Source organism: Nocardia sp. NPDC059180, assembly GCF_042754945.1.
In the GTDB taxonomy this organism is placed as follows: Bacteria; Actinomycetota; Actinomycetes; order Mycobacteriales; family Mycobacteriaceae; genus Nocardia.
This window is the reverse complement of sequence record NZ_JBHZBU010000004.1, coordinates 168,264-184,334: the sequence shown is the minus strand read 5'-3', so window position 1 is coordinate 184,334 and position 16,071 is coordinate 168,264. Positions and strand designations below refer to the sequence as shown.

Below are 16,071 nucleotides of genomic sequence, written 5' to 3'. Positions count from 1 at the left end.
TCGGGCTGATCCGCCGGCTGGACACGACAGCTCCCCGCACCAGGCGACCGGCACGCTACACGGCCAACCGACTCCCTCCGCAGCGCACGTGTCCGGCACCGAAACACCTGCGCTCGCCCAGAAATCGGCGCGACCCGGACTGCTCGTCCGCCTGGTGCCACCCGGGGTGCACACCGCCGAGATCGTCGGCAACGGTTCGAAGACCTCGTCGGCCGTATACCTGCGGCGGGTCGCTGAGCAGGCATTACTGAGTCGCGGTTTCGCCGATCTGCCGGTCACCTCTGGACCTGATGGGGCACTGATCTTCGAGGGCGGCGTGGGCGCGACCACGCAGCACGACTTCTTTGTCGGCGCCGTAGTTGCCGGCGACGATATCCGGGCGATCGGTATCCACGCTGAACGCAATCGTCCGATGACGCCTGCCGGCCGAGCCCATGCCTTCCGACGGCGCGAGCAGCGCTGGCTCCGAACGGTGGGCATCAGTGATCACGTTCGGCTGTTGGCCGCCAAGGAAAGCGCCCGCAGGGCGTGGGCGTCCCTCACCGGGGAGATGCCCTCGTACAAACAATTGGACATCACCTTCGACCCAGCCGACAACGATGCGTTCACCGCCGAGGTTCTCATCCGCAAGACGGGGCAGCCGACTCCCCCGGTGGCCGAAATGTCTGGACGGGTCACCGTCGATGCCGATCTGGTGGTCGCCGTTACCACCGTTCCACACCAGGCGGCGATCGACGCGGCCGAAACGGCCGGTCTGTCACCGCACGAGGCAGCGTTACTACGCCGTTTCGCACAAGGAATGCTGGACACGCAGACCGCCGCCGAGCTCGGCGTGTCGGTGTCGGCGGTCACGCGTGACGGCCACCGCATCAAGGAGCGACTCGGCACCCACGACCGATTCGAGACAGTCCTGGTCGCGCTCCGCCGAGGCATCATCAGCAGCGCGAACCCCGAATGGCTCGCGGCGAGGTTCGCTCGGACGATTCGGATCCTCGATCAGCTCGCAGCAGGAAAATCAGTCCCGGAGATCGCGGCGATCTGGGAGGTATCGGAACATGTGGTAGCCGAACGCCTGCGTCTGGCTCAGGACCTCTTGGGTCCCGGCGAACCCGCGGAACTGGCCGTCAAGGCACGCCAGCTCAGATTCACCGGCGAGGCGGATCCGCTCTTCGCCTCAACGGACGATCCCGCGATCCGCGATTCCCCTGTGCGCGGCGACCACCCCCATACCCGCGACGCCCCAACCGAAGGCGACCACCCGAGCGTCCGAGACAACCCGCACGCTCCGAAAACCGGCGGCACCGGACAGACCCCCGGCCCGCAAGTCGGCTACCTGTCCGACGTCGAGTTCAACCCTTACGCACGCGAACCCCACACTCTCGTAGGCAAACCTCGACGCCAGCTCGGCCCCGACGGGCGAGACCCAGCTGTTTTCAACCGCTTCGACGAACCTTCCGAACCCGAACCCGGTGAGACCCCCGACGAACCCACCCCAGGTAAAAAGGGCGAGAACAATGGCCTGCCCGCCAACAATGATGACTCTTCCTGGAAATCCTCCCTGCGTTGGATTCGCAGCAAAGGACCGAAGAAGCCCGCAAACCCGGAACTCGCAGCGCAGGCCAGGGGCTCCATAACGACCTCTATCGCTGATAGCGCCGTCACGGTCGCCTTGCCGTTGTCATTGCGCGAGATGGGTCTTCCACTGGACGAAGTCGCTCTGGCAATGATCGTGCCTCAGGCGGCTGCGATAATTACCCAAACAGCGGCCGGGCCCGTTACTGACTTGGGCGACAATCGGACGGCGCTGATCGGGGCTTCAGGGGTCGCGGGCGGGGCTATGCTCGGCGCCGGCGGCTGGGTGCTGCTCGATTTGCCTGGAGCCCCGGCCGCCCTCATCACCGCGGCGACCGCCGCCACGATAGCCAAATCCATCATCGATAACGCGGGCCCTGCCTATCGTGCCAAGCTGTCCAAAACGGACGAAGATCGCCGTGCCGCTCAGCGATATAATGTCATTCAGACCGCGCTCGCCAGCGCGGTCGGAAAAGCAGCAGGCCCCATCCTCGGGCCGGCCTCGCTGGGCGTGAGCGGCGCGCTCCATCTGAGAAATATCGGGGTGTTGAAAAAGCTGCCCCCGATGCCGCCGAAGCATAATGAAGAACGCCAAGATAAGTCTGGCAAACCTGGCATACTCGACGGTCCCCGTCACATGTTCAAAGACCGATTTATCAAATACTTTTTGGTGCTCACTCCCCCGTCAGTTCTCGGGGCAGAGGTAGGCGCTATTCTTTTGGTCGACATAATTAGCCAGGGCGATCATTCCGTTGGAGTACAGGCGCTTCTGGCATCCGGGATCGCCACCGGAATGGTGGCGACCAAGCACCTGGTTCCAACCAAGTTGATCGAGCGCGCCAAACTAAAATTCACCTATCCGATCTCAATGGCGTCATCGGCGTTTCTGTTGCTCGCCTATGGAAACAGTTCGGAACCACATATCCTTCTAGCCGCAATGGCTGCCGTCGGTTCAACCAATTATGTCAACAACATCGCCTATCAGGCCCATCAGAATCGCGCAATTCCCGACAGCGCCCTCGGAGGGGCGAAATCGACACTCGATATATTCGGAACCGTCGGAAGAATAGGCGCGCTCTCCTCTATCGCTGCCGTTTTGCCGGTGATGGGTAACCATTCTCTAGCGATGGCGGCAGCCGGACTTTTCGGGTTGACAACCGTGGGGGCAGCAGCGGTCGGGTTCGCTGCCCGCAAGCAGACCTATGAACTGCCACCAGCTGGTGACGGATCAGCCCAGCCTCCCGACTCCGCCGTCGTCCGGTACGGCGCCATCCAACTCGCCCGCGTATTCCGGGCGTTCGGCACCGATCTTTCCCCCGAGCCCGACGAGAACGACCCACGATGGGACGCCGAGGACAACTGGAAGCCCCTCGAAGCCGTACTGGGCGCGCAACTTCGACCCATTTCGACCGAGGGCGGCGACCCCATCGGCCGTGTGGTCGATGCAGTCCGAACTCGACAGAACGGCATCGACAGCGCCTATATGATCGTTCGGCAGGGCGCCAACGTATTCGGCCTCGCGGCCGTCAACTTCGAAGGCAATGTTCTGCTCTTCGGCCCCCTCGTCGACGAGCACGACATCGACGTTCCACGGGTACGAACCATCAGCGGTAACCAAAGCGTCGAAGACGTCTGGCCAGCCACCGGCGAGATCAGCGAAGCGTTCGCCGCCTTCTTCACCATCAATGAGGGCGTCCCCGTCGCTCGCGATCTCGGACTCCGTGCCCGCGCGAATACCAGGCACCCCGCCAAAATCCCCGACCAGCCAGATGCCGACCGGCGCGCTGAAGAGATCGACGCGTACCTGGAAGGTCTCGCCGAGCGACTTGTCGAATTGGAGGAAGGCGCGGACGTTCCGAACCCACTCGAGGAGTCCGACGCGGCGTGGCAGGCACGCTTCGATGCCGAGATCGAGCGGACAGAATCGGCGCAGCGCGCGATCGTCCGTGGGCTGCGCAAGGTCGTGGCGGCGCCGAGACCGATAGTGATCGAACGCCCTGCATCCCAGCGTTACGCCATTTACACACCCCTCGGCCTCGAGCAGCGATTCGGCTCACTGAAAGCCGGACGGCGGCACTCCGGCCCCGTGGCGTCGATCCGACCCGCTGTCAGTCCTGCCGACCGAGAACGGACAGCCGACGGTTCCGCCTCGTACCGGAAGCCAGGCTCGCAGGTCCGTGCGAGCCTCGTGGCAGGCCCAGCCTGGACTCGACCGTCGACCTCGTCGGATTTCCTCGACCTTCCCCGAGACAAACCCAGTGACACCTGGTTGGAGCCCGGCATCGCCATGCCCTACGGCCCCCGCGATCCGTCCGTCTGGTTCGCTGCCGAGCCCCATCGGCCAGGCGCGTTCGCGGGCGGTGAGCGAGGCAAGTCATCGGAGAGGCGATCTCGCCCTGTCTCTCCGGCCGTAGATACAGCGGAGGCGGCCACCCCGGCGAATGATTCCGGTGGCGAACAAGGGCCTGGGGTGGCAGGCACCGTCGAAGCGCCGATCACCGACCACGAGCACGATGTTCGGGCGGCGAGTTCCGCTGGCAGCACCAATCCGCTACTGACAGCGAGTGCCGAGCCCTACGGGATGGTCCGATGGGACCTGCTCGAGTCCGAGCACCTCATTCCTGCGATGCAGGAGGCATTCAAGCAAGCCGAGCTCGAGATCTCCGCTATCAGGGATGATCCCGCCCCGGCGACCATCGCAAACACTCTGGACCGATTTGCCGCCTCGGGCGGGCTCCTCGCTCGCGTGGAGGCAACGGTCAACCTCATCGAAACCAACCTCAACGACTCTGAACGGTTTCCTGGAATCGCGGACATCATCCTGGAAATCAAGGCGGCGTCCGCCGCGTTCCGCATAGAGATCATGGACGAACGGCTTTTCGAGCGAATCAAATCCCTCCATGATCAGATAGGCGCTCTGGGCCTCGACCCAGCCACCACGGAACACTTGGAACGCCTCTTCGAGGACTTCCGTCGCACCGGTATCCACCTATCGCCTGACGACAAACAAAGACTTGTCGATATCGACGCCGAACTCACAGGATTGATCGATACCTACGGCCGGAACCTGGACGAGGCGGGTTCAGAGACGATCGTGGTGGTGAACGACGTTTCCCGGCTGGACGGCATGACACCCGAGCAGGTGCGCGCGGCGAAAACCGCTGCCGAAGAACGCGGTCTGCCGGACAGCTATGTCATCACACCCGACAACCCGGCAACCGGCTACTACCAGCCGCTGCTCGCGGTATTGACCGATCGCGCACTGCGAGAAGAGCTTTACCGTGCAGCCTCCGAGGTCGGGCGGGGCGAGAACCACAACAACACTCACATCGCGGTCGAAATTGTGCGCCTCCGGGCCGTCCGAGCGCAACTCCTGGGCTATCCGAATTATGCCGAATTCGCCTCGGCGGAAGAACCATTGAGCCCGAAACAGTGGCTCGCCATGCAGGAAAAGCTCGGCCCGCCGACCGTTGCCGCCACCAACGACGAACTGGAGAGAGGGGCCGAGGCCCTTGGCCTGCCACGACTCGAAGCGTGGGATGTGCTCTACGCACGACAGGTTCTCCTCGAGCAGGAGCAGGGTATCGATGTGGCAGCCGCTCAGGAATTCTTGGAGTCCGATCAGGTACTCGAGGAAGGACTCTTCTTCGTCGCGAGAGTACTATTCGGCCTGACCTTCACTGAACGATTCGATTTGCCCCCCTACCACCCCGATGTCCGCACGTTTGAAGTCACAGATACCGCCGGGAACAAGCGCGGCCTCTACTTGCTCGACATATACGCCAGGCCGGGAAAACGCAGCGGCGGATCGACATGGGATCTGATCGACAAGTTCGACCCGACCGGGCAACTCCCGGTATTCTTCGAATCCATCTCTGTTGTAAAACCTCCGCTGGGCGAACCGACGCAGCTGACTTGGGCCCAAACCCTCACTCGGTTCCATGAATTCGGACACGTCCTGCACATTCTTCTGAGCGAGGGCGTCCGAGAACTCCTCGGCAACCGCGTGCCGAGGACCTTCGCCGAGTTCGCGGCGCAGGTGCTCGAAATATTCCGGACGCATCCCGACGTGATCCGCAGGTACGCGATGCGAGCCGACGCAGCGATGCCGCAGGATATGATCGAGAAGCTCCAGAACACCGGGCGATCCACCATGGGCATCGATATCGCACAAACTTTCGCGTACACACTGGTGGATGTGCTGTGGAATCAAATGGGTCCCGACCAGGTCCCGTCCGGCGCCGACTTGCAATCGCAGGTGCGGCAGATCGAGCAATCGATGTTGGCCGAGTACGGACTGGACATGACCTTTGTCGACGATGCCTTTCCACTACAGCATTTCCGCCACATGATCGGATTGGAATATACCGGTGTGATCTACTCCTACCCGGCCTCCGAACTCCTCGCAAGAATCGCTATCAAGAAGATCGTGCAAATGATCGAGCAGCACGGTTTCACCCCTGAGGTCGGCGAGTGGATGCACAATTCCATCTACCGCCACAAGGAGATCGGGCTGCGGCAGGTTCTCCACGAGTTCCTGGGCGAAGATGCCGATGTATCCCCCTACCTCGAACCGGCCGGTATCCAGGTCGACCAGAACCCCACCGCTGTTCATACTGCCCCGGCTTCAGCCGAGTCGGCAGCAGCCGGTCCCACTGCGCCGAACGACGATCCCTCGATCCGCGACTCCCCCGAGCACGGTGACCACCCCCAGAAACGAGACGCCCCCACCGAAGGCGACCATCCCAACGTCAGCGACCACCCCAGACAGTCGGCCCCGCCACACAGCGCCCCGTCGGCACCGACGACACCGCCCGAACCCGTCGACCCCCTGGCCCCCGAGGCATCAGCGGAACCGGCACGCCCCGGGTTGATCGCGCGACTCGTGCCGCCGGGAGTGCACACCGCCGAGTTCGTGGGCGAGGATCCGAACACCTCGCCGATCGTGAACGTGCGACGGGCCGCTGAACAGGCGTTGCGGAGTTTGGGCCTGGCTGACCAACCGGTCTCCGCTGGGCAGGGCGGATCGCTGATCTTCGCCGGTGGCGTAGGCGCGATCACGCAGCACGACTTCTATGTCGGCGCAGCGGTCGCTGGTGACGAGGTCCGGGCGATCGGTATCCACGCCGAGCGCAACGGCCCGGTCTCGCGCAGCACCCGGGCACTCGTGATGCGACCTGAAGAGGATCGGTGGCTGCGCACCGCGGCTGCCGGTGACCCGGTTCGCCTGGTGGCCGCAAAGCAAAGCGCGCGTCGTGCGTTGGCATCACTGACCGGGATGACGCCGTCCTACCAAGCGCTGCGGATCACATTCGCACCTGACGATCCTGATGCGTTCACCGTCGATGTTCTCAATAACGTAGGCCGAGCAGGCCAGCCGGTGTCCGCGATGCGCGGCCGCGTCGCCGCCGGGGAGGACGTGGTCGTCGCTGTTACCACCCTCCCGCATGGAGAGGGCACTGGGCGCGCGCAGCCGAATGGATTGTCTGTTCGTGAGCTAGAGGTCCTGCGCCACGTCGCCCAGGGCATGACGAACCCGAGAATCGCTGACGTGATCCATATGTCGGTGGATACGGTCACCCGTGACCTGGCGAGGGTCGGGCGGCAACTCGGTACCAACGATCGATTCGAGATTGTCAGGGAGGCACTCCGCCGAGGCATCATCGACACCGCGAACCCCGAATGGCTGGCGACGCAGTTCGGGCGTGAGATTACTGTGCTCACGCACGTCGCAGCCGGCAAAACCCGACCGGAAATCGCAGCGGCCATGCATGTTTCCGAGCATGCAGTGGCGGAATACCTGCGTCTGGCCCGGAACCTACTCGGTCCCGGCGAACCTGCCGAACTGGTGGCGAAAGCTCGGGAACTCGGATTCATCAGCGAGGCCGCACCCGGGGTTTCGACTGCCACAGAATCCGCATCGGCGGAAACTACGACGCAGCAGAACCCGAAACCGTCAGGGGGCGGCGGCCACACGCCCGGACCGACGTTGTCCTTCCAGGACGCCCTCGCACCAGAGCGCCGCACCCGGAAACGCCGTATGGAGATTTCCGGCGGGCTCGGACTGAACCCCGCCATACTGAACCACACCCCTCCGGGCGGTGGCGGGCAGGAATGGGGCAGCTCTGATTTCAATCAATATGCCCCGATCCCGACACCGGAATCCCCAGTCTCCGACGAACAAGACACGGCGGAGCCATTTGGCGAGACCGCCCACGATCCCGACACCGATGTAACGGTCGGGAAAGTCGCGATCAGGCCGGGAGCGGATCCGGAGAGCGTCCTGGATGACGCTTATGCACTGATCAGCGACGTGCTCCACGCCGTAGTCCCGTTCTGGCGGCCCGGTCAACTCCCGAGGGTCCGTCAGACCGTCAACGAACTGGTCAGCAACCTTCTGAACACACCGGAGGCCGCGGGAACGCTCGTGGCGACCACACGCGAGGTCAGCGGCCGCAAGGAAGTCGGGCTTCGACTGCGAGTTCGCGGAACCGACGCGATCAGTCTCGGACCGGTCCCGGAGCATGTAGACCGGCACGGGATTGATTTCAACACTGACGGTTACACATTCTGGGCGGTCATCGGAGACGGCGTCGAACCGACCGCGGAAGCAGCACCACGCGCCCCTCGACCTCTGCGGGCGAACCTGTCGCTCACCTCTGGTCACTTCGACCTGCGCGGCGACATTCGCGCGGCAGTCTCTGCGGGCCTGCCGTCTTGGCCGTCCACCGCGCAGGCCACGGTCGCGGAGACGGTGATCGACGTGGTGAACGAAGCCCTGACCCATGCTCCCCGGGTCGAGGTAATGATGGAGCCGCAGGAGGATTCGAGCCTGCAGGTGGGCATCTCGTTCTCCGGCGGTCTCGAAGTACCACCGGAAATCATCCGGGTGCTGGAACTCGGCGCAACAGTGTGGCGAGCCGACGTCGATCCCGGACTCCGAGATATCGTCGCCGATTTCCGCCGGAACGACGACGCGGTGATCATCGGTTCCCGTGATGCCAGGGTTGCCTCAGCCGGTGATCCGATCGTGGGATCGCAAGTCATGGAAATCCTCCCTCTGCCTCAATCGGTCACCGACGCCCGGACTTTGGTCGGCGACTTGATGTCTGGCCGTGGCGATGATCACGATGTCGAGGAGGTGATGTTCCGGGCCGATTTCATCGTTCAGAAACAGCTCTGGGCCTGGCAGGAGAACACCGAATTCAGGGCCTGGATCACTCGGTCGGGATTGCTGACGATGGAAATCGTGCGGCAGCACGAAAATGCCGGCAGCGAGCGAGTTTTCCAGTCTGTCTACCGGTCGTCGGGGGCGCGGGAACCCGAGTTCAGCGAGCCCGACGCAAGCCGGCGGAGCGCGGCAGACGTGCTGGGCACAATCGCCGAAGACCTTGGCGAACAACACCCCGCCCCCGCCGCCCCAGACGAAAACGCCGCCGCACCGATACGTCGCAATCTCGAAGATCTCCTGTCTGACATCGACGATGTGGCCCCACCGCAACAATCGAGCCCGGCAGTGGACCCCAGTGCGCGCACCGGTCACCCAGACCGACCCGAAGCACCGGTACCGTGGGCGCCGGCCGCGACCGACGAGGACGCGACAGGCTCGTCGAGTCCTCGGCAGCGTCCCCCGTCCGCGATGCCCACCTTCCGCGCAGCGGAAAACTTCGCTCCCGCACCGAATCACGCCGGTTCATTCCCCACCCCATGGCAGCAGAACGCGCAGGTCCGCGCGGAGACCCCCTGGTCCGGAGCGACTCAGGGGCCTGCCGCCGTCCGCGAACGTCTGTCGGATCAGATCCCAGATGGTGATGACCCCACTCCGGTGTGGGTCGCCTATGCCCCCGTCGACTTGCCTACTCGGACGTCGGTTCCCGCATTCGAGGTCGACAGGTTCTCCGCGGGGAGCTCGCCGGTGACCGTGGCAACCATTTCGGCCTATGTCACCTCCGGCGCTCTCGCGCATGGCGAGCCGGTGGAGCTCGTGGCGCGTATCCAGCAGATCATCGATGACGCCATCAACACCGATGAGCCCTTGCCGTACGGCGACACGCTGCTCGTGGATGTGATTGCGACCGACGATCCGGACGCGGCGCATGTGCACATCGTCGACGCAGAGCCTTTCGCCGGCCCGGGTACGTGGTCGGTATCCGGCGACTGGGAGGCCCTGGTGGAGGAGGTTCGCATCCACCTGGGGCTGCCTGCGGACATTTGGAACACCGGCGATGCCGAACTGAAGGACACCGAGCTGCTCCTGATCGGCAATGCTATCGCCGCCGCGAATACGGCGTCGCGATTCGGCGAGTTGGACAAGAGCCGCCGCATCCGCGCGGGCTGTCTCTCCACACTCGAAGATGTCGGCTATCACACCGCGGTCCAGGATGCACTGCGCAGTGGAGATCGCTACCTCATCGGCGCCGATCCCCGCACCAACGCATACGGTCGGTTGATCAACGACGGTGGCACCAGCGTCTATGGCCGAGCCACCAACTGCGTCGACACCTCGGCAGCCGGGTTGGCCTCATTCTTCGGCACGCCCGAGGTGGCACGCCCAATGTGGCTGCCGATCGCCGTCAACGGGGTCCCCGAACTCACCGGCGAATCGAACGGCCTCCAACGCATCGCCGACTGGCTGGGGCTGGAGTGGCCAGGGTTCAGTAGCAAAACCCCGGTAGGCGACGATCTCGACCTCATCCATGATGACGTAGATGCGATGGGGCCCGGCTCCGCGGCGGTGGTGGATGTGGTGTGGCACGCAATCGATCCGAACACCAGGGAGAAGCTTTACGACTCCGAAAATCGGCCAGTCACCGATGGTAGTGGCCATCTCCTACTGGTGGTCTATCCGCTGGACGCGGAGGGTCCGGTGTGGTGGGACCCTCAGAACGGCGAAACCTGGGACCAGCCTCCCCACAAGCTGCTCGATGACACCGCGCGGCTGCGGCACATACCCGTCCCCGCCGACCATGAGATCACCCTCGGCCGAGCGAACACGCCAAGGGGCGAGGGGGCCGACGAATCGGGCTCAGATGTTCGCGGACAGTCCAGCGCTCCTGCGGCACAGCCGGATGCACCGGATCAACATTTGACCCATGTCAGACGACTGGCCGAAGCAGAACTCGCCAGGCTTCGGACCAGCCGCGACCTTGCCGCCAAGTTACTGCGATTGGACCCCGAGGCGACCGACAGCGCATTGCTGCGCGAGATCGCGGCCACGCACCCCTTCGACGACGCCTTCAGCCTGCGCACCGGTCCAGAGGGCCACGAAAAGGTCCGCGACATCGAACGACACCAGATCGCCGAGGACCGAGTCCGCCGCCTCAACGGCGCCGTCACGGACCTACTGCACGCCGAGGTTTTCGCGGCGCGCTACGGCGGAGACACCGCCGCGAATGCGGCCAGGGTACGAGAAATCCTGGCAGAACTCAGTGCGGACACAACCGACCTCGGCGATGTCGCCGCACACCTCCCCGATGACGCCCGCGCATCGGTTGCCCGCATCATCAACGACCTGTACCGAGCGGAGATACTGTCGGATTCCGCTCGGGTGAACGACTCGACCGCGCTGACCCAAGCAGACCTGGAAGCGATGTCGGGCGGCCGGTTCACCCAACCGATCGCCCTTAATCGAATCAGCGCCATACTGGAGCGGCTCGGAGACGAGGCCTCGGTGATCGTGGACAGCGGCGAGCTTGCGCGACCGTTTGTTCTCGAGTACTACGACGATGTCGTGGTGCGGATCGCCCCTGACGCCGACGTGGAGATATTCCGGGCCGACGATCAGGCACCAACTGCTCGCGCCCTCTTCTTCGACGGCAGTGGCAATCCGGTCCCGCATCCCGAAATGAACTGGATCGGCGATGCTGACGCCGCCGCGAATACGGCGTCGCGATTCGGCGGGTTGGCCCAGAGCCGTCGCATCCGCCCGGGCCATCTCGGCAGACTCGAAGATTTCGGCGATCACGCCGCGGTCCGGGATGCGCTGCGCAACGGAGACCGCTACCTCGTCGGCGCCGACCCCCGGACCAACGCCTACGGTCGGTTGATCAACGACGGTGGCCCCAGTGTCTATGGCCGAGCCACCAACTGCGTCGACACCGCGGCGGCTGGGTTGGCCTCATTCTTCGGCACGCCCGAGGTGGCGCGACCAGTGTGGCTGCCCTTCGTCAACGGGGTGTCCCAACTCAGCAGCGAACTGAACGGTGACCATCGCTTCGCCGACTGGCTGGGGCTGGAGTGGCCAGGGTTCAGCAGAAGAACCCCGGTAGGCAACGATCTCGACCTCATCCATGATGAAGTAGATGCACGGGGGCCGGGCGCCGCAGCGGTGGTGCGCCTGCAGTGGCACGCAACCGACCCGGACACCGGTGAGAAGCTTTACGACTTCATAAACCGGCCCATCGCCGACAGTGGCCATCTCATACTGGTGGTGTATCCGCTGGACGCGATCGCTCCGGTGTGGTGGGACCCGCAGAACGGCAAGACCTGGGACCAGCCTCCCTACAAGCTGCTCGATTACGCCGGGCGACTGCAGCACATCCTCGTCCCCGCCGACCATGAGATCACCCCCGGCCGGGTGAACACGCCAAGAGGCAAGAAGTCCGACGACTCGGGCCGAGGTGATCGCGGACAGTCCAGCACCCCCGCGGCACATATCGACGAGCTCGCCCCACCACGCGAACCTGCCCCGCGAGTCAGCTACCAGCCCGATCCCGACTTCAACCCCTTTGCCCCCGAACGCCACACGCTGATAGGCAAACCTGGCAGGCAACACGGCCCCGACGGCCGAGATCCAGCCGTCTTCAACCGCTTCAACGATTTCGGTGGTTCGGACGGCGCTCGGTCATTCGACGCGATCAGGAAAGCACTGGCTTCGGGGTACGCGGAGGCCAACCGCGTCGGGGAGGCCCATCCGACAGCGCAAGCGTTGGCACAGATGAGTGCGCGCGAGTTCCGAGACGCCTATCAACAGTTGGGCCCGCAGGCGCGCCGGCTGGTTGACGAATCGGCGAATGCGGCGCAGAACGGGCCTGCGCTCTCCACATTGCACGGCTACGCGCTCAGTGAACTCGCTGAGAGGTTGCAGCCGGAGCCACTCGACCCCACCGGCACGCTGAGCGATGTCGAATTCACCGAACTCCGGCTGTCGGCGGCCGACATCCCCACCCGAGAGATTGCAGAAGCGCTCGGGCTGAAGGAAAGAACGGTGCGAGCGCACTTCGCGCGCATTCAGAACACACTCGATGCCGATGACACAGCAGCGGCAGTGGTCGAAGCGGTCCGTCGGGGCATCCTCGCCCTCGACGATCTCGCCCCCTCCGTCCACCTCCGGCCCGGCCCTGCCCTCACTGATCGAGAACACGAAGTACTCGTACAGATCGCACAAGGAAAGACGAGCGAAGAAGCCGCGGCCTCCCTGGTAATGGCCGAGGACACCGTCAATGCGCACATCCAACGCATCGGAGAAAAGCTGGGTTCTGCCACCCGACCGGGATCGGTGGCGATCGCCTTGCGCACCGGTCAGCTTTCTCCCGCGGACCTTGCACTTGCTGACTCTTCCGGCCCGACCGCACCCTTGACCGCACGCGAAGTCGAGGTTCTCATCTGGACCGCGGAGGGCATGACCAGCAAGGAAATCGCGACCGAGGTCGGTCTCACGACTCAGACCGTGGACTCATACGCATCGCGCACGAACCACAAACTGAACGTCGGAACCCGTGCGGGCGCGGTGGCGGTCGGCCTTCTGACAGGCTTGATCCCGGACACGTCGCCCAGCACCGTCCGTGGACCTGTTCACACCGCCGCCCAACCCGAATTGACCCCTCGCGAACGCGAGGTGACCGAGCTGATCGCAGCCGGCCGGACGAACGGCGAAATCGGGACTGCTCTCGGTCTCACCCCGGCGACCGTGAAGACCTACGTCGCCAACATCAATCAGAAGCTCGGCACTCACCACCGACCTGGGCTGGTGGTTGCGGCGATGCGTGCGGGGTACATCCCGGTGGCTCCCGAGCCCAGCGATCCGGACGCCACGAACCCGCTGCTTACCGCGGACGAGAACGTCGACGCCTACGGGATGGTGCGCTGGGATCTGCTCGAGTCCAAACATCTGATCCCGGCGATGGAGGCCGCGATCGAGGAGTTCAGGCGCGACATCGCCGCGATCACCAGCGCACCGGCGAGCATCGCCGAAACCCTCGAACGCTTCGCTGCGTCGGGGAAAGCCATCAGTCGAGTGGATCGAGTGGTTGCGGTTATTGCCGACAACCACAAGGATCCCGAACGGTTCCCCGGTATCGACGAGATCATTACCAAGATCAAGGCGATGAAATCCGATATCGTCCGGGAAGTATTCACGAATAAGGCCTTCTTCGATCGAGTGAAGACACTCCACGAACAGCGTAACGATCTGGCCCTCGACTCGGCCACCGAAGAACATCTGCAACGCCTCTACCAGGAGTTCAGCCGCACCGGCATCAACCTGCCTCGAGGGAAGAGGGAGCTACTCGAAGAAATCGATCGCAAGATCACCGAACTCATCGGCACATACAACGAAAATATGCTGGAGGCATATGAGGACTCGGCCATCCATGTCACCGAGGCCGAACACCTGTCCGGTATGTCTGCGGGGGAGATCAAGTCCGCGAGACGCGCCGCAGAAGCTCGGGGTCTGCCCGGATACGTGATCGAGCTGACTCCCACGTCCTCCGGGAACAATCAGCCCCTGCTCGACGTGCTGAATTACCGCGAACTGCGGGAACGGGTGTACCACGCTTCCACCGAGATAGGCCGCGGCGAAGCTCATAACAACACCAGCATCGGCATCGAGGTGTTGCGGTTGCGTGCAAGCCGAGCCGAGGTACTCGGCTACCGGGACCACGCGGACTTCGTCGCCGAGGAAGAGCCCGTGAGTCCGCAACAATGGCTTGTCCTGTTGGACAAGCTGGTCGAGCCCACGGTTGCGGCGGCTCGAGAAGAACTGGTACAGGGAGCCGAGCTACTCGGCCTGCAGCGGCTGGAAGCCTACGATGTTCCCTACGCCAAGCGCCAGGCCCAGACCACCGCGCCCGACACCACCGGCAACGCGACCGGGCCGGGCGGCAATGACCCCCAGAACTACTTGGAACTCGAGCAGGTACTCGATGCAGGGTTCCGCTTCACTGTGGAGGCGTTATTCGGCCTCACCTATACCGAACGCCGCGATATCCCGGTATTCCATCCGGATGTCCGTACCTTCGAAGTCACCGGCGAGGGTAGTGAGAAGCGCGGTCTCGTCCTGTTCGACCCGTTCGCACGATTGAAGACAAAACGCGGTGGTGCGTGGACGCACGTTCTGGTCGACAAGTTCGACCCGGCCGGGCAACTCCCCGTATGCATCGTCACCTTGAACGTGCCCAAACCACCGCCAGGAGAACCGGTCCTGCTGACGTGGGACTGGGTCGGCACCCTGTTCCACGAGTTCGGGCATTCCATCAACCTGGTTCTCGGATCCGGCGCCCGCGAGCGGCTCGGTACGCGCATGCCACGCAACTGGGCCGAATTCCCGGCCCAGGTGATGGAAATGTTCCGGTCTCATCCCGCTGTGTTCGACAACTACGCGAAACATCATGTCAGTGGCGAACCGATGCCACCGGCCATGGCCGCGGACCTGCTGGCATCCAGGCAATCGCTGATGGGTATCGCCACCGCCCGCAACCTCACCTTCACCATTCACGATTTGATGTGGTATCAGCGCACACCGGACGAGTTGCCCTCAGGTGCGGATCTGCAACGAATCGTTCGTGACCTCGAGGTCGCCGTGCTCGCCGAGCGCGGACTCGATCTGCCATACGTCACCGACAGTCACAGCCTGCAGCATTACGGCCACATCATGGGCTCGAGCTACGGCGGTGTGATGTTCGCCTACCTCGTGGCCGACATCCTCGCCAAGATGGCCATCAACACCACCGAGCAACTCATCGAACAGCATGGGTTGTCTCGTGAGGTGGTCGGTGCTTGGTTGCGCGACAATGTCTTCGGCCACAATGAGACCGGCCTGCGCAAGATTGTCGAAGGCCTCCTCGGCGATGACCCGGATGTCAGCCCCTTCCTCGAAGAACGCGGTATCCCGGCCGACCGAACCCCCGCTCCTGTCGAGCCCGCTGCCTCGTCGGGACTCGGCGTCGATCAACAAGACTCCGGCCCCCGGCGCGTCCTCATGCCGGCAGTCGATGACTCGGCAGCTGAGATCGGCCCAGCCGAACCTCTCGCCGACAGCTCGAACCCGCTGATCGCCGCTGACGAGAACGCCGAGGCCTACGGCATGGTCCGCTGGGACCTGCTCCGCTCCGAACACCTACTCCCGGCTATGCGCACTGCGGTCGCGGAATACCGCTCCGAGATTGACGCGATTTCGAACGACCCAGAACCCGCGAACATCGCCAACACCCTCGACCGATTCGCCGCCGCCGGAAAGCTGCTCGATCGCGTCATCAACGCAGTCTATGTCATCGAAGGTAA

The 16,071-nt window shown here is 63.9% G+C and carries 1 protein-coding gene (cut by both window edges); it reads left to right on the top strand.

The whole window is internal to a DUF2332 family protein gene (locus ACFXNW_RS15005; protein WP_379418252.1) on the top strand: the coding sequence, 63,105 nt in all, runs 24,098 nt past the left edge and 22,936 nt past the right edge, and what appears here is coding positions 24,099–40,169 (codon 8,033, partial, through codon 13,390, partial); the first codon wholly inside the window starts at window position 2. Both the start codon and the stop codon lie outside the window.